The 23,570-nt window shown below is 51.2% G+C and carries 23 protein-coding genes, 1 pseudogene and 2 riboswitches; of the genes and pseudogenes, 20 read left to right on the forward strand and 4 right to left on the reverse strand.

Annotated features, from left to right (window positions below; genetic code table 11):
- The first annotated feature begins 400 nt into the window (after window positions 1–400).
- The 19 genes and pseudogenes from cymR (at window position 401) to JOD24_RS00605 (ending at window position 18,789) form a co-directional block, all read left to right on the forward strand.
- Window positions 401–823: a cysteine metabolism transcriptional regulator CymR gene (gene cymR / locus JOD24_RS00515; RefSeq protein WP_380162106.1), complete on the forward strand. Its 423-nt coding sequence runs from the start codon at window positions 401–403 to the stop codon at window positions 821–823.
- A gap of 17 nt (window positions 824–840) precedes the next feature.
- The gene (locus JOD24_RS00520) at window positions 841–1,986 is read left to right on the forward strand and encodes a cysteine desulfurase family protein (RefSeq protein ID WP_429246105.1); all 1,146 of its coding nucleotides are present in this window, start codon (window positions 841–843) and stop codon (window positions 1,984–1,986) included.
- 190 nt (window positions 1,987–2,176) lie between these two features.
- Window positions 2,177–2,434 carry a helix-turn-helix domain-containing protein gene (locus JOD24_RS00525; protein WP_380162110.1) on the forward strand — a complete coding sequence of 86 codons (258 nt, stop codon included), beginning with the start codon at window positions 2,177–2,179 and terminating at the stop codon, window positions 2,432–2,434.
- Window positions 2,427–2,948, forward strand: a complete 522-nt coding sequence (gene def / locus JOD24_RS00530; protein ID WP_380162112.1) for a peptide deformylase — start codon at window positions 2,427–2,429, stop codon at window positions 2,946–2,948. Before JOD24_RS00525 ends, def begins: the two co-directional genes overlap by 8 nt.
- A gap of 65 nt (window positions 2,949–3,013) precedes the next feature.
- Window positions 3,014–3,635, forward strand: a pseudogene (locus JOD24_RS00535) (Rossmann-fold NAD(P)-binding domain-containing protein); the annotation flags it as partial.
- Between the two features lie 157 nt (window positions 3,636–3,792).
- Window positions 3,793–6,054: an SF1B family DNA helicase RecD2 gene (gene recD2, locus JOD24_RS00540; RefSeq protein ID WP_429246106.1), complete on the forward strand. Its 2,262-nt coding sequence runs from the start codon at window positions 3,793–3,795 to the stop codon at window positions 6,052–6,054.
- Between the two features lie 64 nt (window positions 6,055–6,118).
- Window positions 6,119–6,619, forward strand: a complete 501-nt coding sequence (locus JOD24_RS00545; protein ID WP_380162116.1) for a PRC-barrel domain-containing protein — start codon at window positions 6,119–6,121, stop codon at window positions 6,617–6,619.
- Window positions 6,620–6,636: 17 nt separating this feature from the next.
- Entirely contained in the window at window positions 6,637–6,834 is a 198-nt protein-coding gene (locus tag JOD24_RS00550) for a hypothetical protein (RefSeq protein ID WP_380162118.1), read from the forward strand.
- A gap of 17 nt (window positions 6,835–6,851) precedes the next feature.
- On the forward strand, window positions 6,852–7,073 hold the full coding sequence (locus JOD24_RS00555) for a hypothetical protein (RefSeq protein ID WP_380162120.1): 222 nt from the start codon (window positions 6,852–6,854) through the stop codon (window positions 7,071–7,073).
- Between the two features lie 898 nt (window positions 7,074–7,971).
- A complete protein-coding gene (locus tag JOD24_RS00560; protein ID WP_380162122.1) occupies window positions 7,972–9,042 on the forward strand; it encodes an AI-2E family transporter in 1,071 nt (356 codons plus the stop codon).
- 312 nt (window positions 9,043–9,354) lie between these two features.
- The gene (gene alaS, locus JOD24_RS00565; RefSeq protein WP_380162124.1) at window positions 9,355–11,988 is read left to right on the forward strand and encodes an alanine--tRNA ligase; all 2,634 of its coding nucleotides are present in this window, start codon (window positions 9,355–9,357) and stop codon (window positions 11,986–11,988) included.
- Window positions 11,989–12,105: 117 nt separating this feature from the next.
- A complete protein-coding gene (locus JOD24_RS00570; RefSeq protein ID WP_009709661.1) occupies window positions 12,106–12,366 on the forward strand; it encodes an IreB family regulatory phosphoprotein in 261 nt (86 codons plus the stop codon).
- Between the two features lie 158 nt (window positions 12,367–12,524).
- Complete coding sequence (ruvX, locus tag JOD24_RS00575) at window positions 12,525–12,950, forward strand: Holliday junction resolvase RuvX (RefSeq protein ID WP_380162126.1); 426 nt, start codon at window positions 12,525–12,527, stop codon at window positions 12,948–12,950.
- Window positions 12,943–13,251, forward strand: a complete 309-nt coding sequence (locus JOD24_RS00580) for a DUF1292 domain-containing protein (RefSeq protein ID WP_380162128.1) — start codon at window positions 12,943–12,945, stop codon at window positions 13,249–13,251. Before ruvX ends, JOD24_RS00580 begins: the two co-directional genes overlap by 8 nt.
- A gap of 12 nt (window positions 13,252–13,263) precedes the next feature.
- Entirely contained in the window at window positions 13,264–13,569 is a 306-nt protein-coding gene (locus tag JOD24_RS00585) for a DUF1292 domain-containing protein (protein ID WP_380162130.1), read from the forward strand.
- Between the two features lie 86 nt (window positions 13,570–13,655).
- A complete protein-coding gene (gene mltG, locus JOD24_RS00590; protein ID WP_380162132.1) occupies window positions 13,656–14,693 on the forward strand; it encodes an endolytic transglycosylase MltG in 1,038 nt (345 codons plus the stop codon).
- A 196-nt stretch (window positions 14,694–14,889) separates the two neighbouring features.
- Window positions 14,890–15,936 (forward strand): endolytic transglycosylase MltG, encoded by a 1,047-nt coding sequence (gene mltG, locus JOD24_RS00595; RefSeq protein WP_380162134.1) that lies wholly within the window; start codon window positions 14,890–14,892, stop codon window positions 15,934–15,936.
- A gap of 149 nt (window positions 15,937–16,085) precedes the next feature.
- Entirely contained in the window at window positions 16,086–17,891 is a 1,806-nt protein-coding gene (locus JOD24_RS00600; protein WP_429246107.1) for a peptidoglycan D,D-transpeptidase FtsI family protein, read from the forward strand.
- A gap of 51 nt (window positions 17,892–17,942) precedes the next feature.
- Window positions 17,943–18,079, forward strand: a riboswitch (FMN riboswitch).
- A 149-nt stretch (window positions 18,080–18,228) separates the two neighbouring features.
- Window positions 18,229–18,789 (forward strand): ECF transporter S component, encoded by a 561-nt coding sequence (locus tag JOD24_RS00605; RefSeq protein ID WP_429246108.1) that lies wholly within the window; start codon window positions 18,229–18,231, stop codon window positions 18,787–18,789.
- 111 nt (window positions 18,790–18,900) lie between these two features.
- Here the strand turns inward: JOD24_RS00605 and JOD24_RS00610 are convergent, their stop codons facing one another.
- From JOD24_RS00610 to JOD24_RS00625, 4 genes are all read right to left on the reverse strand, one after another.
- Window positions 18,901–19,377 carry a dihydrofolate reductase gene (locus tag JOD24_RS00610; protein WP_429246109.1) on the reverse strand — a complete coding sequence of 159 codons (477 nt, stop codon included), beginning with the start codon at window positions 19,375–19,377 and terminating at the stop codon, window positions 18,901–18,903.
- On the reverse strand, window positions 19,374–20,168 hold the full coding sequence (locus JOD24_RS00615) for a thymidylate synthase (protein WP_380162142.1): 795 nt from the start codon (window positions 20,166–20,168) through the stop codon (window positions 19,374–19,376). The genes JOD24_RS00610 and JOD24_RS00615 overlap by 4 nt, the downstream gene beginning before the upstream one ends.
- A 48-nt stretch (window positions 20,169–20,216) precedes the next feature.
- Entirely contained in the window at window positions 20,217–20,390 is a 174-nt protein-coding gene (locus JOD24_RS00620; RefSeq protein ID WP_429246110.1) for a hypothetical protein, read from the reverse strand.
- A 3-nt stretch (window positions 20,391–20,393) separates the two neighbouring features.
- Window positions 20,394–20,531: riboswitch (FMN riboswitch) on the reverse strand.
- A 442-nt stretch (window positions 20,532–20,973) separates the two neighbouring features.
- Window positions 20,974–22,083, reverse strand: a complete 1,110-nt coding sequence (locus JOD24_RS00625; RefSeq protein ID WP_429246111.1) for a glycerol dehydrogenase — start codon at window positions 22,081–22,083, stop codon at window positions 20,974–20,976.
- 217 nt (window positions 22,084–22,300) lie between these two features.
- Here JOD24_RS00625 and JOD24_RS00630 point away from each other — a divergent pair, with 217 nt between their 5' ends.
- Window positions 22,301–23,488 carry a M20 family metallopeptidase gene (locus JOD24_RS00630; protein WP_429246188.1) on the forward strand — a complete coding sequence of 396 codons (1,188 nt, stop codon included), beginning with the start codon at window positions 22,301–22,303 and terminating at the stop codon, window positions 23,486–23,488.
- Window positions 23,489–23,570 lie beyond the last annotated feature (82 nt).

Below are 23,570 nucleotides of genomic sequence, written 5' to 3' on the forward strand. Positions count from 1 at the left end.
AGACGCCAGCCGCCGACAGGAGTCTGCAGGAAGAAGCGTCTTCCTCCTTTCTGTAGTGCATTCTGAGGGTATTGTACAATACAATAGACCGGCTTTTGAAGGGAGGGGCCTTCCGTCTACCCGTTGCTTCCTCTCTGCCGACTTATGTTACACTAATGGGTGATGACGTCCTGTGCGGAGGCTGAATCGATGGAAAAGCCCACCCCAAGTCCACATGGAGTGGCGGCTCTTTTTTAATGACTGGAGTGTCGGTTCCATGGTGTTGGCGGAAAAGCCAGCTGATAGGTGGATTGTTGGGGACTGGTCAGAGCCAACAGGCTACTTTTTTGCTGCGGATGCAACTTTCCATGCAGTTGTGGGATAAAATGAGGAAACAGCGGTTGAGAAGAGGTGACACGATTTGAAGGTATCCACCAAAGGAAGGTACGGACTGACGATCATGATGGATTTGGCGGCTCGATTCGGGGAAAAGCCCATTTCGCTGAAAAGCGTAGCCGAGCGACACAATCTGTCTGAACACTACCTGGAACAGTTGGTGGCTCCTCTGCGAAATGCCGGACTGGTTAAAAGTGTGCGGGGGGCTTACGGAGGATATAAACTTTCCCGTTCACCCGAGGAAATCACGGCGGGAGATGTGATCCGGGTGTTGGAAGGACCGATCAGCCCGGTGGAATTCACGGAGGAAGAAGATCCCGGCCGGCGGGAACTGTGGCGTAGAATCCAGGATGCGATCGTGGAAGTGTTGGACAATACCACCCTGGCAGATCTGAACAGCCACTCCTCTGACGGAGGAAAAATGGACTCTTACATGTTTTACATTTGACAGGATGAAGGTGAAGGATGATGGCTATCTATCTGGACCATGCGGCAACCACTCCGGTGCATCCCCAGGTCAAAGAAGCGATGCTTCCTTTTCTGAGTGAAAAATACGGGAACCCCTCCAGTATCCATGGTTTTGGACGGGAGATCCGCAATGCGGTCGATCGAGCTCGGGATCAAGTGGCACGCGGATTAAATGCCGATTCCGGGGAGCTGATCTTTACCAGTGGCGGCACGGAGGCGGATAATCTGGCATTGATAGGGGTCGCCCTCGCCTTGAGGGAACAAGGGAAAGATCATGTGATCACCTCTCAGGTGGAACACCATGCGGTCCGGGATACCTGCAGATTTTTGGAACGGATGGGCTTTCGTGTCACTTGGCTACCCGTGGATGAAAGGGGTCAAGTGTCTCCGAAACAGGTGCAAGAAGCGTTGAGCGAAGAGACGGCGATCCTCAGTATCATGTACGGAAACAATGAAGTGGGCACACTGCAGCCCGTGGCGGAAATCGGAGAGATCGCCCGGGAGCGCGGGGTTTTCTTTCATACCGATGCGGTCCAAGCTTTCGGCACGGAGCAGATCGATCTGAAGAGTTTGCCTGTGGACCTCTTGACGATAACCGGCCACAAGATCAACGGCCCCAAGGGCGTGGGTGCCCTTTGGATCGGAGGCGATGTTCCCCTGCAACCCCTTCAGCATGGGGGATTGCAAGAGAAACGGCGTCGAGCGGGAACGGAAAATGTCCCCGGCATCGTCGGCTTGGGTGTAGCTGCAGAGTTAGCCACTCTCCATCGGGAAGAGCACCGGCAACGGACCGCTCGCTATCGTCAAGCGATGCTGGAGAAACTGGATGCCGCAGAGATTCGCTATCATATTAACGGCCATCCGGAGCAACACCTGCCCCATATTCTCAACCTCAGCTTTCCAGGAGCCGATACGGAAATGATACTGATGAACCTGGACCTGGAGGGGGTGGCCTGCGCCAGTGGCTCCGCTTGCACCTCTGGCACGCTGGAGGTCTCCCATGTGTTGGAAGCGATGGGACTTCCGGAGGAGCGCCTGGGCTCTGCCATCCGGTTTAGCTTCGGCAGAGGGAACACCGAGGAAGAAGTGCGGGTTGCAGCCCAGAGAGTGGCTGAAGTGATCCGGCGGCTCACGGCGGCATAGTTTAAGGAAGGAGATCTATCGGGTCTAATGCAAACCGGCGATGATTCGCCGGTTTTTTGTTGCAGAAAGCCAGTTAAATTCTGAAAGGATGCCCTTCCTTTGTTAGCCGCTTCACTTATTGGGGAAATCATGGTATATTTAACTACAACCTAAATTATTTAGGCTTTAACTTAAAGCAGGGGGTGTGTGAGTGCTTATATGGATGCTACGAAAAGTGATGGCAGAAAGAGGTGTTTGGAAAGGGACGGAATTGGCGCGTCTGTTGGAGGAAAAGGCCGGATATCGTTTATCTGCCCCCTCGATCAGCGCATTGATGAACGGCTCCCCCAAGCAGATGAAGGCTGAAACCTTGGATGCTTTGTGCACAGCGTTAGAATGTACACCTAATGATTTATGGGTTCATACCCCGATCAAAGCTTCAACCGGAGAGGAGAAAAAGTATGGCTGAGAGAAATATTCTACCCTTTGGAGACCCCATCCTCCGAAAGAGGGCCAGGGAGGTCCGCGAGATCACCCCTAAAATAGAAAAATTGCTGGATGATATGGCGGATACCCTGTATGCCCAACCGGGGAGAGCTGCCTTGGCCGCTCCCCAGGTGGGGATGCTATGGAGAGTAGTTGTGATTGATGGCCCCGATGGACTCATCGAGCTGATCAACCCTGAGATTCAAGAATTGCAAGGTGAACAAGTCGGTCCAGAAGCTTGCTTGTCTTATCCCGGATATACGGGAATTGTAAAACGGGCCAAGTATGCGAAAGTGAAAACCCTGAACCGACAAGGGGAAACCCAGTTTCTCGAAGGGGAGAATCACTTGGCCAGGTGTTTCCAACACGAAATCGATCACCTAAACGGAGTGCTCTTCATCGATCATATCCAAGGCACCCATCTCTACCATGATCCCACCCAACAACGGGTTCCTCTGCTCGATGCCCTGCGTCTGGCAGGGCGACGGCCACAGTGAAAGTCCGTATGTAGGACCTCAGAGCTGTTGATTAACCATAAAGAGGTTGGTGGGAACGCTCGGCGGAAAATGTGATGAAGGCCGCCGATCTGCTGGGAAAGGAGATTGTGATTGTCGATGGGATCAACGTTTATGGACGTCAAGTCGCGAAAGGGGATGAAAACCACCCTAAAGTTCCGCATACGAACAAGGGGAGAATCCGGGTGCGGTTGCCGGATTGCTGGACCTCACAAAACTCTTATTTGCAACCTACATTAAAGAGGATGGCTGCTCATAAAACCTCCGTTTTTATCGGAAACTTAAGAACTCCGCGGGAATATGTTTATTTACCGGATGCAGCCAAGATGATTGTGAATATAGCAGAAAGAGATGACGCTTATGGGGAGAACCGGAATATACCCGGATCAGGATTGATCTCAGGGAAAAAATTATAGAAATGGTTCGTGAGATCCCGGAAATCGTAAGCCGGTCATACCTTTACACAAAAATGTGATTCGATGCATCGGCTGGTTTGATCCGATGATGAGAGAAATTGTTGAAATGATGTACCTTACTGAAGAAGGATTTGTTCTGAGTGGGGAAAAATATGAGAAACGGATCGGCCCCATTCCAGCAACTCCCTTTAGAAAAGGGCTACAAGAAACATTGCAAATTCTAATGCATGATAAAGATGTGCAACCCCGATAGCCCGGATGCCAGATGAAAACGAATGAGGATGGTAATCGGGTTGTTGTCAAACGTTTTCCTTCACTTCTTTTCCTTTTGTCCTCAAATCGATGGAATCGGCGCTCATTTCCCTCTATACTGGGGATGAGAGAACATTCGATCGGTAGAGGTGCTTGACATGGAACAACAACCGGGCCTGGATCTCTTTGCAGGGGAAGGGTATCTCAAGGGCTCTTTGGTGCAAGAAATCTTTTACAACGAGGAAAATCAATATGGCGTGTTTACATTGCGGGTGACAGAATCCTCCGAACCTCTGGATCAGGAGGAAGTGGTGGTAGTGGGGAATATGGTGCTGCCCCATCCTGAGGAGATGGTAGTGGTCTATGGGGAGTGGAAGGAGCATCCCAAGTATGGCCGCCAGTACCGGATTCGCCACATGAAAAAGGAACTTCCCCAGACCCGGGAGGCTGTCGCCAAATATTTGTCCAGCGGTCTCTTTCCCGGTGTAGGAAAGAAGACCGCTGAGAAGATTGTGGATTTTCTGGGGCCTGGCGTGCTGGCCCAAGCGGCTGCGGATCCCGGAATCCTGAAAAGGGTGCCGGGTATCACGGAATCACGGGCCAACACGATTGCTGACGGTCTCAAGGAGCATCAATCTCTGGAACAGGCGTTGGTTCAGCTGTATCAGTTTGGATTGGGACCGGCCATCGCCCTCAGGGTGGTACAAACCTACAAGGAAGCCACGCTGGAGACCATCCGCCAAAATCCATATCGCCTCGTCGAAGAGGTGGAGGGGATCGGCTTTCGTCGGGCAGATGAGATTGCACAGAAGAGCGGGTTGGCACCGGACTCGCCGGAACGGTTCCAAGCGGCGGCCCTGTTTGCCCTTCGGGAGGCTTCTCTTTCCCGGGGGCATGTCTATGTGACGGAGGAGCAGTTAGCTCGTGAGCTCAACTTATTGTTGACTCCCCAGGGGGAGGAGTTGTTTCCCGCGCCGGAACGAGAGAAGTACCTGAAGCTGATGGATGAAGAAGAGCGGATTGTCGATGATCACGGGAAATATTATCTGCCTTCCCTCTTCTATGCGGAACACGGAGCGGCGATCCGAGTGCGGGATTGGCTGGAACGCAAAGTGGAGCCCACACCTGTGCGGGAATTGTTTGAGGCAGTAGGTGAAGTGGAGGAGGAGTTAAAAGTCTCCTATGCGGAGCGGCAACGGGAAGCGATGACGACAGCCATCGATTCTCCAGTGATGATTTTGACCGGGGGCCCTGGAACGGGGAAAACCACGGTGATCCGCGGAATATGCCACCTTTTTGCCAAGCTGAACGAGTGCTCTTTGGATCCCGCAGATTATGAGACATCCGGCAAGCCTTATCCGATTCGACTGGCGGCTCCCACGGGTCGAGCGGCTAAACGGATGTCGGAGGCGACGGGTCTGCCAGCGATGACGATCCATCGGTTGCTCGGCTGGAAGGGGGATTTTTTCGAACGGGATGGGGACCACCCTATTGAAGGATCGCTACTGATTGTGGACGAGGTGTCTATGTTGGATATCTGGTTGGCCAATCAGCTGTTCCGGGCCGTGCCTCGGGGGATGCAGGTGATTCTGGTGGGAGACGACGACCAGCTCCCTTCTGTAGGGCCGGGGCGGGTGTTGCAGGATTTGCTCCAGGTGGAGGCGATTCCCCGAGTGGAACTGTCGGAGATTTATCGGCAGGAGGAAGGTTCCTCCATCATCGGGTTGGCCCACGCTTTGAAAAAAGGGGAAGTGCCTGATAATTTGATGGAACGGATGCCGGATCGCCGTTTTTTTCCCTGCAAGCGGAATCAAGCGGTAGATGTGATCCTGCAGACCTACCAACAGGCGCTGCATAAAGGGTACACTCTGTTTGATGTACAGGTACTGGCCCCTCTGTACAAAGGTCCGGTGGGAGTGAACCGGATCAACGAAGAGATCCGCCAGGCGGTCAACCCGGCCAAGCCCGGTCGCAAAGAGATCAGCTGGGGGGAGTCGGTCTTTCGGCATGGGGATAAAGTTCTGCAATTGATGAATCATCCGGAGCATCCGGTTTACAACGGGGATATGGGTTTGATCACGGCGATGGATGAGAAGGCGGCGAAGGACGATCCAGTGTTGTGGGTGCAGTTTGACCGACAGGAGGTCCCTTATAAACGGAGTCAATTGAATCAACTCGCCCTGGCCTATGCCTGTTCGGTGCACAAGGCTCAGGGGTCGGAGTTTGCCATCGTGATCTTCCCCTTGTTAAAGGCATACCGGCGCATGTTGAAACGGAACTTGATTTACACTGGGATCACACGCAGCAAATCTTACCTGATTTTATGCGGTGAGCAAGAAGCCATGGATGAAGGCGTGAGACAAGGGGAGCGGGAAGAGCGAAACAGCCAGCTGGCCGATCTACTCAAACAGGAATGGTAAGGATCCCCCAGCATGGGGACCGGTTAGGGCTCCATACTAAGAGAAGCGGAAGGAGTGAGGTTCCTTGCGCAAATCTCAAGATGTCATCGGTCTTCCGGTCATTCATGTGGGAACGGGCAAACGATTGGGGCAAGTTCAGGATCTGCTGTTTGACGAGAACCAGCGGATGGTCGGACTGTTGTTGGAAAACGGGGGATGGATCCGAAAAGGGAGGTATCTCCCTTTCACAGGAATTACCTCTTTGGGAGCCGACGCAGTGATTGTAGACAGCGATGCTGAGATCCGCTCGCTGGAAGAAGGAGAGAGGGGCTGGTTCGGCCTGCTCACCGGACAGCGTAAGCTGAAAGGGCGTTCGGTGGTAATGTCCAACGGGCGTGAACTGGGAATGGTGGAGGATGTCTACTTCATGGAAAATATGGGAATCCTGATGGGGTATGAGTTGTCCGATGGATTCATCCGCGATCTTCGGGAAGGGCGGAAAGTGTTTCACCCTGATTCCCCCCTGACTTGGGGAGAGGACGTGTTGATCGCATCCATGGAGGGACAACTTTCTCAGGATCTATGAGAAGGTAGGGATTCCCGATGCTTCGCTGTCCCAATTGTCGATCCCATAATTTGGGGAAAATCGGATCTAACCAGCTATACTGCTGGGAGTGTTTTATCGAACTGTCGGTAGCCGACGGGAAGATCATTTCTGTTCATCAAGTGGAGGAAGACGGCACATTAAGTTCTTTAAACGATTTGTTTCTGGATCGGAACCAGGATTTCATTTCCATGTAACCAGGAAGGGGATTGTTATGAAACGCTCGATCCTATCCGCCCTGTTCATCGGTTCAGCTGCAGCCATGTTGTTCCGTCGCTCCCGTCAAAACCGCTCGCGCACTGTACTCGATCAGATGATGAACAACATCCGGCGGGGGGCTCCCCGATGGATGCGTAACCTGAAGCTGAGTACGGCAATGGCTGGGATTGTCTCTCGGACCATAGGCAACAAAATGATGCGCCGTTTCGTCCGCTAACCCATTCCTTTGCCCCATACGGTGGATACCAGATACCCCTTCTGTAGCTTTGAATGAAGGCAGCCTTTTTTAGGCTGGGTGACTTACCCCCGGAAGCATCGGCTTCCGGGGGTTTCTGATTGCTTGGGTAAATGATGGGGGTTGGACATATACTGTATCACAGGTATGTTGATTAGCCATATTTTAGGTAGGAAATCAGGTCGGGATAGTGGAACGGTGAAGAGCCTTTGCGTTCTTTGCAAGAGATTCGTAGCTGTCCTCTCAAGCGATATTTTACGATGGGGGCAATGGGAAGAGCGAAAGGATCGTTTCGTTCCCATCATCCTCTTTATGGTTAATCAACAGCCCTAACTGTATCAAGATGAATACCAAAATAATACCAAGATTGAACCAGAAAATAGGCGGAAGGGAGTCGTGTGTTACCCAAGCGACCTGTTGCGCCAAACAATCTGGAAATTAAGGATGCGCCACAGGCACTACAATCTGAAATTAAGGATGCGCCACAGGCGCTTCCTCTTGATGGGTTGAAGCCCTGAGATAGAAAAAATCACCATACCCACAGGATACCCGTCCTGCCTAGGATTGGTTTACTCCTTCTTACGCTATACAGGGAGGACGGGGTTTCACATGGAGTGACTTTGGCTCGCCAGAACAACAGAACGACAGGTGAAATCTCATCCCAACTGTCCAATCAATGAGTTTCACAACGCTTCTAGGGGAGACACTCCTTCTTGCGTTGCTGACCTTCCGGCTTTGCCCTGCCCGATGGTCAGATTCGGAGCGGCCCGTTTCACTTCCTGTGGGATGGTAGGTCGTGTAGTAGCGCACACCATGGCTAATCAACAGCCCTGACATCCATATATATACTTTTATTTTAACAATTCTAGGGGGTGGACGTATGGATCGGTTGACGCAAAGCCGCTGGCTGGGGACGGCTTTGCTGGTTCTCGTGATCTTGGGAATCCTGTTTTTGCTGGTCCAGATTGAACCGCTAATTCGAGGATTGTTTCTCTTTACCAAAGCCGTGTTGGGTCCTTTTTTGGTCGCAGTGATCATTTCCTATCTCCTGAATCCAGTGGTCAATCTGTTGGCCCAACGTTCTTTTCCCCGTTCCCTGGCCGTTCTGTTCATCTATTCTTTGTTTATCGGTGCCATCGTCATTCTTTTGACCCATTTGGTCCCCCTGCTCAATGCCCAATTGGTCGAGCTTTCTGAGCATCTGCCGGAATGGAATGCCCGGGTTCAGTCCTGGATTGACCAATATAACGACAGTAAGGATTCCCTACCCGAGAGTATCCGCCTGGGGATCGAGAAAGCCCTTGATCGGGTAGAAGGTGCTGTCACTGACGGGGTAGACCATCTGATGGATTCGCTGGGATCTACCCTCAACCAACTTTTTTTGGCAGTGATCATCCCCTTCCTCGCTTTTTACATGTTGAAAGATGTGGATGTGATCGAGAAATCAGTGATCACCATGCTTCCTGTCCGTCGGCGCAAGGAAGTGTATCGTTTATTGCGGGATGTGGATGAAGCATTGGGCAATTATATCCGGGGACAGTTGCTCGTCTGTGCCAGTGTGGGTATACTGGCCTATATCGGGTATCTGGTGATTCACCTGCCCTATGCCCTGATTCTCGCCTTGCTGGTGGCTGTTTTCAATGTGATCCCTTACCTGGGTCCCATTTTCGGAGCGATCCCCGCCTTGTTGGTAGCGATGGCGATCTCTCCGGAGAAGATGATCGCGGTGATCGTGGTGAATCTACTGGTCCAAACCTTAGAGGGAAATATCCTCTCTCCCCAGATCGTGGGCAAGACGTTGCATATGCACCCTCTGTTCATTATCTTTGCCCTCTTGGTGGGAGGGGAAGCCGGTGGACTCATCGGCCTGATTCTGGGGGTTCCCTTCTTTGCTGTTGTCAAAGTGATCGTGGAACATGTGGCAGCTCATTACATGAAAAAACACCCCTAACAGGTATGAAGTGCGGATCATTCGTAGTATAATAGGCGGGACAACCTGCTGATTTATATCGTAAAAGCGTTGAGGGAACCGAAGTAAACCGGATGCTCGCTCAGAGAGAAAGGTCCCCGGCTGAGAGGCCTTTTGCGGATGCAGGCGGTTGAAAGCCAGTTCCGGAGTGCGGGTGTAAACCGCCGGCGTCCTTTACTGCCGTTATCTTTTTAAGAGACCTTCGTCGAGAGTACGGGGGTAATCGGGGTGGTACCGCGGGAACCTTTCTCGTCCCTGAAGGGATGGAAGGTTTTTTTATTTGGGTTGAAGGGAATGAAGCCGATGAAAGGCAATGAGATTCGGAAAAAGTTTCTTGATTTTTTCCAGGAGAAAGGACATCGGGTGGAACCCAGTGCCTCTCTGGTGCCTGTGGATGATCCGACTCTCCTGTGGATTAACAGCGGGGTGGCCACGTTAAAGAAATACTTCGACGGTCGAGTGAAACCGGATAATCCCCGGATGGTTAATGCACAAAAATCGATCCGGACCAACGATATCGAAAACGTGGGATACACTGCTCGCCACCACACTTTTTTCGAAATGCTGGGCAACTTCTCCATTGGAGATTATTTCAAGGAGGAGGCGATCCAGTGGGCGTGGGAGTTTTTGACGGATCCTGCCTGGATGGGGATGGATCCGGAGCGACTTTCAGTCACCATCCATCCTGAAGATGATGAAGCTTATCGGATTTGGCATGAACAAGTGGGGATACCCGAAAAACGAATCGTGAAGCTGGAAGAGAATTTCTGGGATATTGGGGAAGGGCCCAGTGGACCCAACACGGAGATTTTCTATGACCGGGGTGAATCTTATGGGGACCCTGAGGATCCGGAATGCTATCCCGGGGGGGAGAATGAACGCTTTCTGGAGATTTGGAACTTGGTTTTCTCCCAATATAATCACAATCCCGACGGGAGCTACACCCCATTGCCCAAGAAGAATATCGATACCGGGATGGGGCTAGAGCGAATGGCATCGGTGATGCAAGAGGTTCCCACTAATTTTGACACGGATCTTTTCCAGCCGATGATTCAAAGGGTCTGTGAAAGCACAGGTGTCAAATACGGAGTGGACCCGAAAACTGACACTGCACTCAAGGTGATCGCTGATCATATACGCACACTGGTATTTGCCATCGGCGACGGAGTGACCCCTTCTAATGAGGGACGAGGGTATGTCCTGAGACGGCTGTTGCGTCGGGCAGTTCGGTATGCACGCACCTTGGGAATTGAACGGGCTTTCCTTTATTCTTTGACCGATGTCGTGGTCGGAATGATGGAGGAATTTTATCCGGAGCCGTCCCAAAAGAAAGACCTGATCCGGCAGGTGATCCAAAAGGAAGAGGAACGGTTCTTGGAAACCTTGTCTGAGGGTTTGCATCTATTGGAGTTGAAAACAGCAAAACTCCAGGAAGAAGGCAAAAAGGAGATCAGCGGTTCCGACGCCTTTACTCTGTATGACACCTATGGGTTTCCGCTGGATCTGACAGAAGACTTTGCGCGAGAAAAGGGATTGTCGGTGGATACCCAAGGGTTTGAGCAGGCGATGGCCCGCCAGCGGGAACGGGCACGAAAGGCCCGCCAAGATGAAGGGAGTATGCAAGTCCAAGGAGGCGTCCTAGCTGATTTGGATGTGGAGACTCACTTTATCGGGTATACCTCCCGCCAGGCGGACACCCAGGTGGTGGCCCTGATTCAGGATCAGCGTTTGGTGGAGAAGGTGGATGAAGGAAGCCATTGCTTCGTTCTGCTGAAGGAAACCCCCTTTTATGCCGAAAGCGGGGGCCAGGTGGGAGATCGCGGAGAGATCCTCGCACCCGGTGCCCGGTTGATCGTGGAGGATGTAAAAAAAGGCCCCCGCGGGGAACATGTCCATCAAGTTCGGGTAGAAGCCGGAACTCTGCGGCAAGGGGACCCGGTAGATGCCCGGATTGATCCTGGATTCAGGGAAGATGTGGTGAAGAACCATACAGCCACCCATCTGCTGCACAAAGCACTGAAAGAAGTGGTAGGGGAACATGTGAATCAAGCCGGTTCCCTGGTGGCCCCCGACCGGCTCCGATTTGATTTCAGCCATATGGAGCCCTTGACTGAGGAAGAGAGACGGGAAGTGGAAGAACGGGTCAATCAACAGATTTGGGCCAATCTCCCGGTGGAAACCTTTGAGAAAGGCTTGGAAGAGGCCAAAGCGATGGGGGCGATGGCCCTGTTTGGCGAAAAATACGGAGATCGGGTGCGTGTAGTCCAGGTGGGAGATTACAGTCTGGAACTATGCGGTGGCACTCATGTGCGACAGACAGGGGAGATCGGACTATTCAAGCTGGTGAGCGAAGGCGGGATTGGCTCTGGCATCCGTCGCTTGGAAGCGGTGACCGGTCGTCAAGCCTATCGCCACCTTGAAAACAGGCTGGACATTTTGGAAGAGGTCGCCCGTCATCTCAAAACCCAACCCGTTGAAGTGGTGGAACGATTGGAGACCTTACAGAACCGGACCAAGGAATTAACCCGGGAAAATGAATCTCTGCGCTCGAAACTGAATCGATTGGAAGGGGAAAATCTGGCTCGGGATATAAAGGAAATCAACGGGGTTCCGGTTTTGGCGGCGCGAGTGGACATTCCCGACATGGAAGGACTGCGACAGATGGTGGATGATCTGAAAACCCGGATTCCCCAAGGGATCATTCTCCTCGGCGCGGCAAGTGAAGGAAAAGTGCAATTGGTGGCTGCGGTCTCTTCCGATTATGTAAAAGCAGGGTTCCACGCCGGAAAATTGGTCAAAGAAGCGGCATCCCACTGTGGTGGCGGAGGAGGGGGACGTCCTAACATGGCTCAAGCCGGGGGCAAGCAACCGGAGAAATTGGATGAAGCTTTGGCTGCTGCGATAGAATATATTAAAGTACAAGGGTAACCAATTTCCTTTCTTCTTTTCATAAAGCAATTTCATGAAAAAGAGGAAATGAATCTGAAAAGGCGAATGGTTACAGAAAGATGGGCCAATAGATAGAAAGAGGTGTTAAGACGATCCATGGATAAAACAATGAAATTTGACTTCCGTGGAGAGGATCAGGAAGCGAACCCCCGAGAAGTGTTGTTGATGGTATACTCTGCTCTCAAGGAGAAGGGATACAATCCGATCAACCAGTTAGTGGGGTATCTCCTCTCCGGAGATCCGGCATATATTCCCCGACACAATAACGCCCGTGCCTTGATCCGCAAACTGGAACGGGATGAACTGCTGGAGGAATTGGTAAAAACCTTTCTTGAATCCAATCAACAACAGGATTAGAACGTATCTGGTCATTTAGTGCCGATGTGAAGAGAAGTGCTCCCGGCAATAGATGGATCAGATATACCCTGGTACTGCTTTGAACCTATTTTTGAGAGCGAGATTTATTCTCTTCCTAGGGATGAATCAAAGAAATTGGATGGTCAGGAGCGAATCGATTGACCCGAATCATGGGATTGGACCTCGGAGAAAAAAGAGTGGGAGTGGCGATCAGCGATCCGATGGGGTGGACTGCTCAGGGTGTGGAAGTCCTACAACGGGATCATCTCGATTGGATAGATCGCCTCGCCCAACTGATTGAGGATTATGAAGTGGAAGCCCTAGTGGTAGGCTTGCCCCGCAATATGGATGGATCCATTGGAGAAAAAGGGGAAGCCTGTCGGCAGTTGGGCCAGGAATTGGGAGAACGTTTTCAAATCCCGGTGGAACTCTGGGATGAACGATTGTCCACCGTTGCAGTGGAAAGGACCTTGATCGATGCCGATCTAAGTCGTCGCAAACGGCGAAAAGTAGTGGATCGGATGGCGGCCTCCTGGATTCTGCAAGGGTATCTGGAAGCCCGAAGGAGGAATAGAGATGAGTGAGAATGGGAACCATGAACATGAACAAGAAATGATCGTTATCACCAATGAGGATGGGCAGGAGGAGACCTTTGAAGTGCTCTTCCGCTTTGAACAGGATAATGGTCATAAATATATCCTGCTCACCCCTGCCAATGAGGAAGAGGAAGAAGATGACGAGACGGCGGAGCAGGAGGTTTATCCCTTTCGCTACGAAGAGGATGGGGACAACATTAACCTGATTCCGATTGAAGACGAGAGCGAGTGGGACATGGTCGAAGAAGTTTTGCACACGTTGGAGACGGAACTGAATCAAGACGGATGATGGGTGATCCTTTTGGAAACACAGAGTGAAAAAATGGCTCGAAAACTGAATACCCTCGAAAACGAATGGGGACAGGAATTGACTCTTGTAGATGAAGAGGGAGTCAACCAGGACTCCCGTTATCGGATTTTGCGGGAATTGGAAGTGGATGGACAGCATTATGCGGTATTAAGCGCTTTCGAAGAACGAACTCCAGATGCCTTTATCTTTCGGGTCAGCCAAAAAGACGGGGGACCGCGCCTGGAGCATGTAGATGATGAGGATGAATGGGACCATGTGACGGATGCACTAGACGAAATGCTCTATTTAGGCGATTGATGTCGAATGACGGGGGATTCCCCGTTTTTTTTTATGGGACATGTGATAACATTAGGAGGGCAAAATAGTAGAAGGGGTACCCATGAATGAAATGGCTGATGCGTATTATTTATACTTTAATCCTTTTTTCCGCATGGTCTTTTCTGGCTTATCTTTATGTGGATTATTCCCTCGGTTCTCCCAAGCGGTCCGAGCCTGTCCAATTGGAAATCGGATCCGGGACTTCTACGACGGCAATCGGCCGGATGTTAAAGGAACAGGGTTTGATCCGAAACGATTGGTTTTTCAGTACATATGCGTGGCTGACAGGTAAATCCAAAGGGTTGCAAGCGGGGGTTTACCAGATCCCCCCTGAGGTGGATGTCAACGGAATTTTTGATATCATCACCAATGGACGCCAAAATACAGTCGCGGTCACCATTCCAGAAGGTTACACAATCGAGCAGATTGGCGAAAAGCTGGAACAAAAAACTAAATTTTCCAAAGAAGAGTTTATCCAGGCGGTGGAAGAAGGAGAATTTAACCAAGATTTTCTCCAGAAAGTTCCCAAGGATTCCCAACGACGCTATCGATTAGAAGGATATCTTTATCCCAGCACTTACAACATCCCCAAAACCGCCAAACCAGAGGACGTGGTGCAAATGATGCTGGGCCAATTCAACAATAAGATGAAGGAACACGGGGTGATGGAACAACTGCAGAATAAAAACCTGACCTTGGACAAATGGGTGACGATCGCTTCGATTGTGGAACGGGAAGGACAAGCCAAACAGGAATTCCCGAAAATTGCAGGCGTGATTTATAATCGCCTAAACAAAAATATGCGGCTTCAGGTGGATGCCACAATCCAATATGCCCGTGGTTCCCAAAAGGCTCGCCTTTCTTACGATGATCTGAAACTGGACAGTGTTTATAACACCTATAAGATTGAGGGTCTCCCTCCAGGAGCCATCTCCAATCCGGGTGAAAAAGCGCTTCTCGCTGCCCTGAATCCAGACAAACACGCGTACCTTTATTATGTGACCAAAAAGGATGGTACGGGAGAACATTATTTTGCCGAAACCTTTGAACAGCATCAACGCTATATTAAACAAAGCAAACAGACGCAAAACAGCTCAAACTAAGTGAAAAATAAAATAGTTACAGGGAGAAATGGTTTTTTCTACTTTTGTATCAAAGGGATGGGAGTCCCAAGGACTCCAACGGTCTGGATGGGGGAGGGGCCCGTGATCGACTTTCTCGTTCATTGGGCCGATTGTTCAGATAGTGAGGTTATGGTAAGGTAAGGGCGAAAACACATCAGGAGAGGAAGCAACCCCCATGAAATGGTTAGTGCGTCTATTCTTTACCTTCCTGATGGTGGGGTTATTTTCCGCCTTGGGATATTGGTATGTGGAGCATAGCTTGTCTCCCACCTCCGTGAAGCGAGTGGTAGAGGTGGAAGTGAAGTCCGGTGACTCGATTGTCGATGTGGGCCGGGAATTGGAACGACAAGAATTGATCAAGAATGACTTCCTATTTGTCGCATATGCTTTTCTCCAAGGAAGAACGAAGGATCTGAAGGCCGGGGTGTATGAAGTTCCTCCAGATTCGGGAACTCCAGAACTCTTAAATATTTTTACTGACGGCTCACAAAATGTGATGCGCCTGACCGTTCCTGAAGGATTTACGGCGGAGAAGATCGCCGCCAAGTTGGATAAAAAGGGACTGGACGGGGAGGGATTTCTCAAGGCCGTAAACCGTAAAGAGAATTATCCCGACTCTTTTGTAAAGGATATTCCCACGGATCCGAAGCGGCGTTATCAGCTGGAGGGGTATCTGTATCCCACCACTTACAACCTGCCTAAAGGAGCTGACTCCAAGCATCTGGTGCAGAAAATGCTTCAACAGTTTGAGCGGAATATGGAGCGGGAAGGGATTCAGTCGAAGCTGAAAGAGAAAAACCTAACGATGGAAGAGTGGGTAACCATTGCCTCCATCATCGAACGGGAAGGAAGAGTGGAGGAAGAGTTCCCCCGGATTGCCGGGGTGATCTACAATCGCTTGAAAGTGAACAAAAAATTGCAGGTGGACGCTACAGTCCAGTATGCTTTGGGCGAGCAGAAAGCTCGGTTGCTGTACAAGGACCTGAAAGTCAAAAGTCCGTATAATACCTACCAGATCAAAGGATTGCCACCGGGACCCATCTCCAACCCAGGACCCAAAGCGCTCCGTGCCGCATTGGAACCGGAAGAACATTCCTATTCCTATTATGTAACACGCAAGGATGGCTCCGGTCTTCATTATTTTTCTCGTACGGAAAAGGAACATTTGCAGAACATCGAGCGAAGTAAAAAAGAAGCCACTCAAGGGGAACAACCCCAATGAGCCCAAACCCCGCCGATTCCGAAAGGCGGGGTTTTTACTTAGGGGGTAGTGTCCTTCCGACTCTCTCGCTCTCCTCAAATCCGTCTTCAATTTACGGTATACACGACGGAAGAGTTGCCCAAGCTGGATGTTGGAAGGGGCGGATGGTGATGCGAAGTGGAGCAGGAGAATCGAAGCGATGGAAAGCCTGGCTGATTTCAGGAGCGTTGACTCTGGCCTTTTCCGGAATTCTATTACGACTCTACTGGATTCAGATGGTGGCGGTGCATTCATTTTCAGGAGAAGAGGCGGACTTGATCGCCCAGGCGGAAGCTCAACAGAGTCGGATGTATGTGGCGGATAGCGGCCGGGGGCCGATCTTGGATCGCCAGGGAAAATCTTTGACCGGAGAGAAAGCTTGGAGATTGGTTGTCTTTCCACTGTCAGAGAGCCAATGGAGCGCCTATACAGACCCGTTAAAGCAGGTGGCAGATCTCATCGGATATTCTTTTAGTGAATTTCGGGAACAGGTGGAGAATCTAGACCAACCTCGTGCCCTTCCCGACAAGAAAGGAGAGGGGCCAACTCTTACCGAAGAACAGGCCCAAGCGATCCGACAGCTGGATATTCCGGGAGTTTACGCCCTTCAGGGGGATCATCGCTATGATGGGGGGCGATTGGCTCAACAGCTGATCGGCCGGGTGGAACGGAATCCCTTTCTGGTGCGGGAGAAATATCCGGAGGAATGGGATGCTGGACACTATTCATCCCATTCCCGGATCGGGGTGACCGGCTTGGAGGCTGCTTTTGAGCCTTTTTTGCACGGAGGGGCGCAACAGTGGCTTACCTACACCACTGACGGCCGGGGGCAACCCTTAAACGGCCTCAATATGACGACGGCGGAAAGCGGGGATGCGATTCCCTATCGTATTCAATCCACCATGGATCGAAGAGCCCAGCAGGTGGCGGAAAAGGCTCTGGATGAAGCGGGGGTAACGGATGGAGCTGTGGTTGTGCAGGAGATAGCCACCGGAGATGTTCTGGCAATGGCTAGCAAACCGGACATGGATACTGCTCGCAAAGGGGAGAACCCCTGGGACAACCGGGCACTGATGGAGACGACGCCAGGCTCTATCTTCAAGACCGTCGTTGCAGTGGCGGCTCTGGACAGCGGCAAAGTGAAACCTACCGAAACATTTACCTGCAAAGGGCATCTCGGCCGCTACGGGATGAAGGATTCCAAGGAAGGAGGACACGGACGCCAAACCTTATCCCAAGCCTACGCCAATTCCTGTAATGTCGTTTTCTCCAAGGTGGCGGAACGGCTGGGAGGGAAAATGATTGAGGAGTATGCCCGTCGCATGGGATTGGGGCAACGGATTCTCTGGTCTGGAAAAGTGTTCAAGGAAGATGGCTTTCGTCAGTTGAGCGGAGAACAGACCGGGATGATTTTCTCCGAGAAGACTGCCCATAAAGATCTCGGGGCCGTGGTGCAGACCGCCATCGGGCAGCGGGATGTGCGAATGACCCCCCTTCAGGCGACCAATATGGTGACGACCTTGTTTCATGAGGGGAAAACAATGAACCCGCGGGTGGTGCGTGAGATTCAATATCATGACGGGAAACCCTACTTTCGTTTCTCCCTCCATGCACTCAAAACGGATCGCAAAATCTCTCCCGAAGCACTCCGAGCCGTGCGGGAGATGATGCGGGGAACTGTCCTTCAGGGAACCGCTTCCGACCTAAAGGGGGCGACGGTATCCATGGGAGCGAAGACAGGAACGGCTCAGTTGGGTTTGAATAAGGATCGATACAACAAGTGGATGGTGGGATACAGCTCCTATGAAAAACCCCGCTATGCCGTAGCTGTGCTGATTCGTTCTGTCAAAAACGGGAATGACCGACGAGCACACCAGGTGTTCCGCCAGGTGATGGAAGGCTTGGCTGAGGAATTGGAAGGAAAAAAGAAGGGGTGAATTTGACCTTCTCACCCTAACTGGTTTAGAATGTATGGTAATCGAATATGGTTGATCCTTCGGGGCAGGGTGAAATTCCCGACCGACGGTGATGGCACTGCTCTGTGCCTCAGTCCGTGACCCGCGCGAGCGGTGGACCCGGTGCAACTCCGGGACCGACAGTATAGTCTGGATGGGAGAAGGATGATGACGTGTACATGGATCCGGTGGTCCGAAAGGGAGGAACTCCCTTTTCTTAGGTCTGCCTGATTTTCCTAACCCGAAGAACGTAGTCACTGCGCTCTTTGGGTTTTTTATTTGTTGTACCGTCGTCATCAGAAAAAGGAGTGTCGGTCTGATGACGGGGAAATTGTCGACTCGGAAGTTAACTATGATCTCTTTGTTGTCTGGATTTGCCTTTTTAATCCAATACTTAAATTTCCCGATTCCCCCCTTTCCCGCTTTTCTCAAAGTGGACTTCAGTGAACTCCCAGCCTTAATGGCGGGCCTGATGTTGGGTCCCTGGGCGGGAGTGACAGTGGAATTTGTAAAAAACCTCCTCCATTTTGCTTTTACCGGGAGTGAATCAGGGGTGCCTATCGGCCAGATGGCCAACTTTCTGACCGGAAGTCTGTTCGTGCTGATCACCGTGTGGACGGCCCGGAAAATCCGCGACACCAAGGGCTTGGTCATCGGTCTGGCTATCGCCGCTCCAGTGACGGCCATTCTAATGAGCCTCGCCAACTACTGGGTGATCTTGCCGGCCTACGCTTTTCTGATCAACTGGACCGTGGAAGGGCCGGAGAAGACGGCATTAGTGTTGTATGCCATCGGACCCTTCAATCTGTTGAAGGGTCTGATCGTGGCCTTGGTGTTCGTTCCCTTATACCGGCGAATTCAACCGCGGTTGGCAGGGTGAAACTCAGCATTTCCCATGCATAAAAACCCCCCTCCGAAGCCGGAAAACGACCCGGTTGGGAGGGGATTTTACATTTGAGCTTCATGATCGGTGGAGGTGTGGTCTGATCTCTTACTGTTTTCGTTCCAGAATGTAAAAAGTGTGGGGATAGGGGTTTTGTTGATCTACAACCCCTTCCCTTTGCTCGATGATCCTGAACTCCTTCGGGTCCCATTCGGGGAAGAAGGTGTCCCCTTCCGTTTCTAGGTCGATCTTTGTGATGTAGAGACGATCGGCGAGGGGAAAGAACTGTTCATACAGTTGAGCCCCGCCGATGATAAACAGATCCCCCAGCTGAGTGACTTCCTGTGGATGGTGGATCACTTCTACTCCTGCAGGAGCGCGGAAGTGGGGGTTTTCCGTTAGAATGACATTTCGCCGACGGGGCAGAGGTTTTCCGATGGATTCATAGGTTTTGCGCCCCATGACTACGGTATGTCCGGTGGTGGTCTCTTTAAAATGCTTCAAGTCATTAGGAAGGTGCCAAGGCATCTGTCCGTTTCGGCCGATGACGCGGTGATTGGCATAGGCAACGATGAGCCGAATCATACGGAAACCTTCCCTTTAATCGGGGGATGGGACTGGTATCCCTCGATCTGGATATCTTCATAAGTAAAATCAAAGATGGAAGTGACATCTGGGTTTAACTTCAGGGTGGGCAGGGGCAGTGGTTGGCGAGTGAGTTGCTCCTTCACTTGCTCCAGATGGTTCAAATAGAGATGGGCATCTCCCAGCGTATGGATAAACTCTCCCGGTTTCAACCCCGACACATGGGCGATCATATGGGTCAACAGCGCGTAGCTGGCAATATTGAAGGGGATTCCCAAAAAGGTGTCGCCGCTTCGCTGATACAATTGGCAAGAGAGAGTTTCGTCCTTCACATAAAACTGAAACAGGCAGTGACAAGGAGGGAGGGCCATCTCTTCCAATTCCGTTGGGTTCCAGGCACTGACAATCAGGCGACGGGAGTCGGGGTTTTTCTTGATTTCATCTACAACCCATTGAATTTGATCCACCGTTTTTCCATCAGCTCCGCTGAAGGAACGCCACTGTTTTCCATAGACGGGTCCCAAGTCCCCGTTTTCGTCGGCCCATTCATTCCAGATCCGGACTTGATGTTCCTGCAGATACCGGATATTGGTGTCTCCTTGCAAAAACCAGAGCAATTCATGGATGATGGAGCGGGTATGCAGTTTTTTGGTGGTCACCAAGGGAAATCCCTCTTGCAGATCGAAACGCATCTGGTGTCCGAAGAGACTGAGGGTGCCTGTTCCGGTCCGATCCTCTTTGGGTGTTCCTTCCTTTAAGATCCGCTGACACAAGTCGAGATAGGTTTTCATAGAGACCATCCTTTCCAATCCGAGAGGCAAGCCGAAGATCCCCGGTGTTTACAGTTTCCCCGCCATCCGATCGATACTCCTTTTTTCGTGTATCTGATGACGACGGTACAACCTAAAAAAACCGAAGAGCACGGTCAACACTGCGTTCTTCGGACAGGTAAAACCAGACAGACCCGAAAGAGAGGAAAAGCCCTCCTTTCGAACCAGCTGATCTATGTACACGTCATGATCCTTCTCCCATCCAGATGTATACTGTCGATCCCGGAGTTGCATCGGATCCACCGCCCGCGTGGGTCACGGACTGAGACGCGCATCGACGACATTACTGCCGGTCGGGAATTTCACCCAGCCCCAAAGGAATCAAAACTTTATTCAATTGCATTCTAACCCAGCCACGTTTTTAATTCAATTCATCCTTTACAGGGGTTTATTAACCACAAAATGGATGATGGGAACGAAATGATCCTTTCGCTCTCCCTTGTCCCCATCGTAAAATATCGCTTGAGGGAGCGGGGATGGTGGGACGGCTACGATCTGTTGCAAAGAGCGCAAAGGAATCAAAGTCCCACCATCCCGACCTTATTTCCTGCCTAAAATATGGCGAATCAACACGCCTCCTAATTTCTTGGCCAACCTTTTCATCACCGGCAAAAAATCTTATGATCCCTGTGTCATCCTCATTTTGACCGAAAGGATGGAAGAGGGGGTGTACCCTGCATCCTAAATAATATTCTATGAGGGTTTAGGCCGGAGACCGGGAAAGGGGGCAGCCGTCCCCCACTCGATTTTGGGGTGACGGTCCCGGTTATTGTTGATATTTTTCTTTAAAAGCTCTGGCGTACTGATCCGCGGCGATAATCGCATCCGCAACTTCATCCGCAGTGATTTGAAACGCGTTATGAATGGTTTCTTCCTCGATCGAAGCGGCCTCAGCCACCTTTATAATGTCCTCCCGGGAAGCTCCAGCCAGTTTAATATCTTCGAGGGTAACCGGAAGTCCCAGACTGATATAGAAACCGATATATTGCTCAATTTCCTCCAAGGAGCGCTTTTCTAAAGTGAGTTGAACCAGTGTTCCGAAGGCCACCTTTTCTCCATGGGTCAGCTGATGAATCTCCCCTTGCAGGGCAGTAAAGCCATTATGAATCGCATGGGCTGCTGCCAAACCGCCGCTTTCAAAACCTAATCCGCTGAGCAGTGTATTGGCTTCCACAACAGCTTCCAACGCTGGTGTGACCACTTTCGCTTGAACGGATTTATAAGCGAGGTGGGCGTATTCAAATAAAACCTCCTCGCATCGCTCAGCAATTGCTTCTGCAGCAATGGTGCTGACACCGCCTGCCATGGTTTTACCCCCCTTAGAAATGACGCTGCGGGCTTCCACCCAGGTGGCGAGGGCATCCGCAATCCCCGAAGCCAAAAGGCGAGGGGGGGCTTCGGCTATAATTTTTGTATCCACTAGTACTAAATCGGGGTTTTTCTTATAAAAACGGTAATTCTCAAAAACTCCTTCATTGGAATAGACAACGGATAAAGCGCTGGTGGGAGCGTCAGTTGAAGCCGTTGTAGGTACAATGACGGTATAGCCGTTTAATTGATCGGAAACGGCCTTTGCAGTATCAAGTGTTTTCCCCCCGCCGATACCGACGACGATTGTTGCCCCCGCATTCCTGGCAATCCCTGCGATCCTTTCAAACTCATCTCGGGAAGCTTCACCGTTAAAAACGACTTCTTCAGCGGAAATGTTTTCTTTTTTCAATTTATGGACCACTTTGTGTCCGGCAATTTCCCAGACCGTTTGATCGGCGATGACCACCGCTGTTTTGGCGATCCCCTTTAAATAACCCCCGATTTTGTCAATGGCGTTCCTACCTTGTACGTACTTGGAGGGACTGATAAACACTCGTTCGACCATCTGTACCATCCTTTCCACGGTTTTTCCAAGATTAGGGTTTCCTATTGCTAGATAATTATTTCATTAGTTCATGATGGTTCAAGTGGTTTGGCTGCCTGCCATGATCGAATTGACTGAAGGTATGAGGGTGAATATAATAAATACATAATGGAAAATAATATTCCGAATATTTTGTCCTATGAATTAAACGTAAACAGGAGAGGGGATTAGTACGGTGATGGTAGCATCCATCGAACAGTGGATCGAGAAAGTGAAGCCCCAGGTAGTACAGTGGCGGCGGTATCTGCATCAGTATCCTGAGCTTTCTTTTCATGAAAAGGAGACGGCGCAGTTTGTATATGAGAAATTGCAATCCTTTGGGAATCTGGAACTGTCCCGGCCTACCCCCACCAGTGTGATGGCTCGGTTGATCGGTGAGAAGCCGGGCCAAGTGCTAGCGATCCGGGCCGATATGGATGCCTTGCCGATCCAAGAAGAGAATTCCTTTGATTTTATATCCAAAAATCCAGGTGTGATGCATGCCTGTGGTCACGATGGTCATACGGCGATGTTGTTGGGGGCGGCCCAGGTCTTGTCGCAAATGAAGGGAAAAATCCGCGGAGAGGTCCGGTTGATCTTTCAGCACGCAGAGGAATTGCCTCCTGGAGGGGCAGAAGAGTTGGTGCGGGCCGGTGTGATGGAAGGAGTGGATGCGGTGATCGGTGCTCACTTGTGGTCGCCCCTGGCCATCGGCAAAGTAGGCATCGTATACGGTCCGATGATGGCGGCTCCGGATGTTTTCAAGATGACCATTTGCGGCAAGGGGGGCCATGCGGCTATGCCCCATCAGACGGTGGATAGTATTGCCATCGGCGCCCAAGTGGTGACTAATCTCCAGCATATCGTGTCTCGTTACAACGATCCCTTGGAACCTTTGGTTCTGTCTGTGACCCGTTTTGTTGGTGGCAGCAGTCATAATGTGCTTCCCGGTTCAGTGGAGATCGAGGGAACCGTGCGCACCCTGGATCCAGGGCTGCGGGAGGAGATTCCAGGTCAGATCGAACGGGTGGTCAAGGGAATTACAGAAGCTCACGGAGCTGCCTATGAGCTGGAATATGTGCATGGTTATCGCTCCGTCGTCAACGATGATGAGGTGACCCGTCTGATGGAAGAATCGGTGCAGGAACTGTTCGGCCAGGGGGCGGTGGCCCATCTGAAACCCGCGATGGTGGGCGAAGATTTCTCCGCTTATCAGCAGAAGGCTCCTGGCAACTTTTTCTTCATCGGTGCCGGCAATCCGGAGAAAGACAGCTCCTATCCCCATCACCACCCTCGCTTTACTGTCGATGAGGATGCTCTTGAAACGGGAGTGCGATTGTTTATCCATACTGCACTGAAAATGTGCTCTTGCAGGCGTGTTTATTAGCCATATTTTGGGTGGGGAGATCGTGTTCTACCACGCTCCGGTTGCCATCCGGCAAGGAAGTGAAAACTGGCCGCTCCAAATC

The organism is Kroppenstedtia sanguinis, from assembly GCF_050433445.1.
GTDB lineage: Bacteria > Bacillota > Bacilli > Thermoactinomycetales > DSM-45169 > Kroppenstedtia > Kroppenstedtia sanguinis.

What these genes read in the sequence shown, in the direction of transcription:
- def (WP_380162112.1), top strand. Translation starts at nt 2,427, where the DNA reads ATGGCTGAGAGAAATATTCTACCCTTTGGAGACCCCATCCTCCGAAAG.
- JOD24_RS00520 (WP_429246105.1), top strand. Translation starts at nt 841, where the DNA reads ATGATGGCTATCTATCTGGACCATGCGGCAACCACTCCGGTGCATCCC.
- JOD24_RS00555 (WP_380162120.1), top strand. Translation starts at nt 6,852, where the DNA reads ATGAAACGCTCGATCCTATCCGCCCTGTTCATCGGTTCAGCTGCAGCC.
- JOD24_RS00615 (WP_380162142.1), bottom strand. Translation starts at nt 20,168, where the DNA reads ATGAAAACCTATCTCGACTTGTGTCAGCGGATCTTAAAGGAAGGAACA.
- JOD24_RS00610 (WP_429246109.1), bottom strand. Translation starts at nt 19,377, where the DNA reads ATGATTCGGCTCATCGTTGCCTATGCCAATCACCGCGTCATCGGCCGA.
- JOD24_RS00600 (WP_429246107.1), top strand. Translation starts at nt 16,086, where the DNA reads ATGCGAAGTGGAGCAGGAGAATCGAAGCGATGGAAAGCCTGGCTGATT.
- JOD24_RS00580 (WP_380162128.1), top strand. Translation starts at nt 12,943, where the DNA reads ATGAGTGAGAATGGGAACCATGAACATGAACAAGAAATGATCGTTATC.
- alaS (WP_380162124.1), top strand. Translation starts at nt 9,355, where the DNA reads ATGAAGCCGATGAAAGGCAATGAGATTCGGAAAAAGTTTCTTGATTTT.
- JOD24_RS00560 (WP_380162122.1), top strand. Translation starts at nt 7,972, where the DNA reads ATGGATCGGTTGACGCAAAGCCGCTGGCTGGGGACGGCTTTGCTGGTT.
- recD2 (WP_429246106.1), top strand. Translation starts at nt 3,793, where the DNA reads ATGGAACAACAACCGGGCCTGGATCTCTTTGCAGGGGAAGGGTATCTC.
- mltG (WP_380162132.1), top strand. Translation starts at nt 13,656, where the DNA reads ATGAAATGGCTGATGCGTATTATTTATACTTTAATCCTTTTTTCCGCA.
- mltG (WP_380162134.1), top strand. Translation starts at nt 14,890, where the DNA reads ATGAAATGGTTAGTGCGTCTATTCTTTACCTTCCTGATGGTGGGGTTA.
- JOD24_RS00570 (WP_009709661.1), top strand. Translation starts at nt 12,106, where the DNA reads ATGGATAAAACAATGAAATTTGACTTCCGTGGAGAGGATCAGGAAGCG.
- JOD24_RS00605 (WP_429246108.1), top strand. Translation starts at nt 18,229, where the DNA reads ATGACGGGGAAATTGTCGACTCGGAAGTTAACTATGATCTCTTTGTTG.
- JOD24_RS00550 (WP_380162118.1), top strand. Translation starts at nt 6,637, where the DNA reads ATGCTTCGCTGTCCCAATTGTCGATCCCATAATTTGGGGAAAATCGGA.
- JOD24_RS00625 (WP_429246111.1), bottom strand. Translation starts at nt 22,083, where the DNA reads ATGGTCGAACGAGTGTTTATCAGTCCCTCCAAGTACGTACAAGGTAGG.
- JOD24_RS00630 (WP_429246188.1), top strand. Translation starts at nt 22,301, where the DNA reads ATGGTAGCATCCATCGAACAGTGGATCGAGAAAGTGAAGCCCCAGGTA.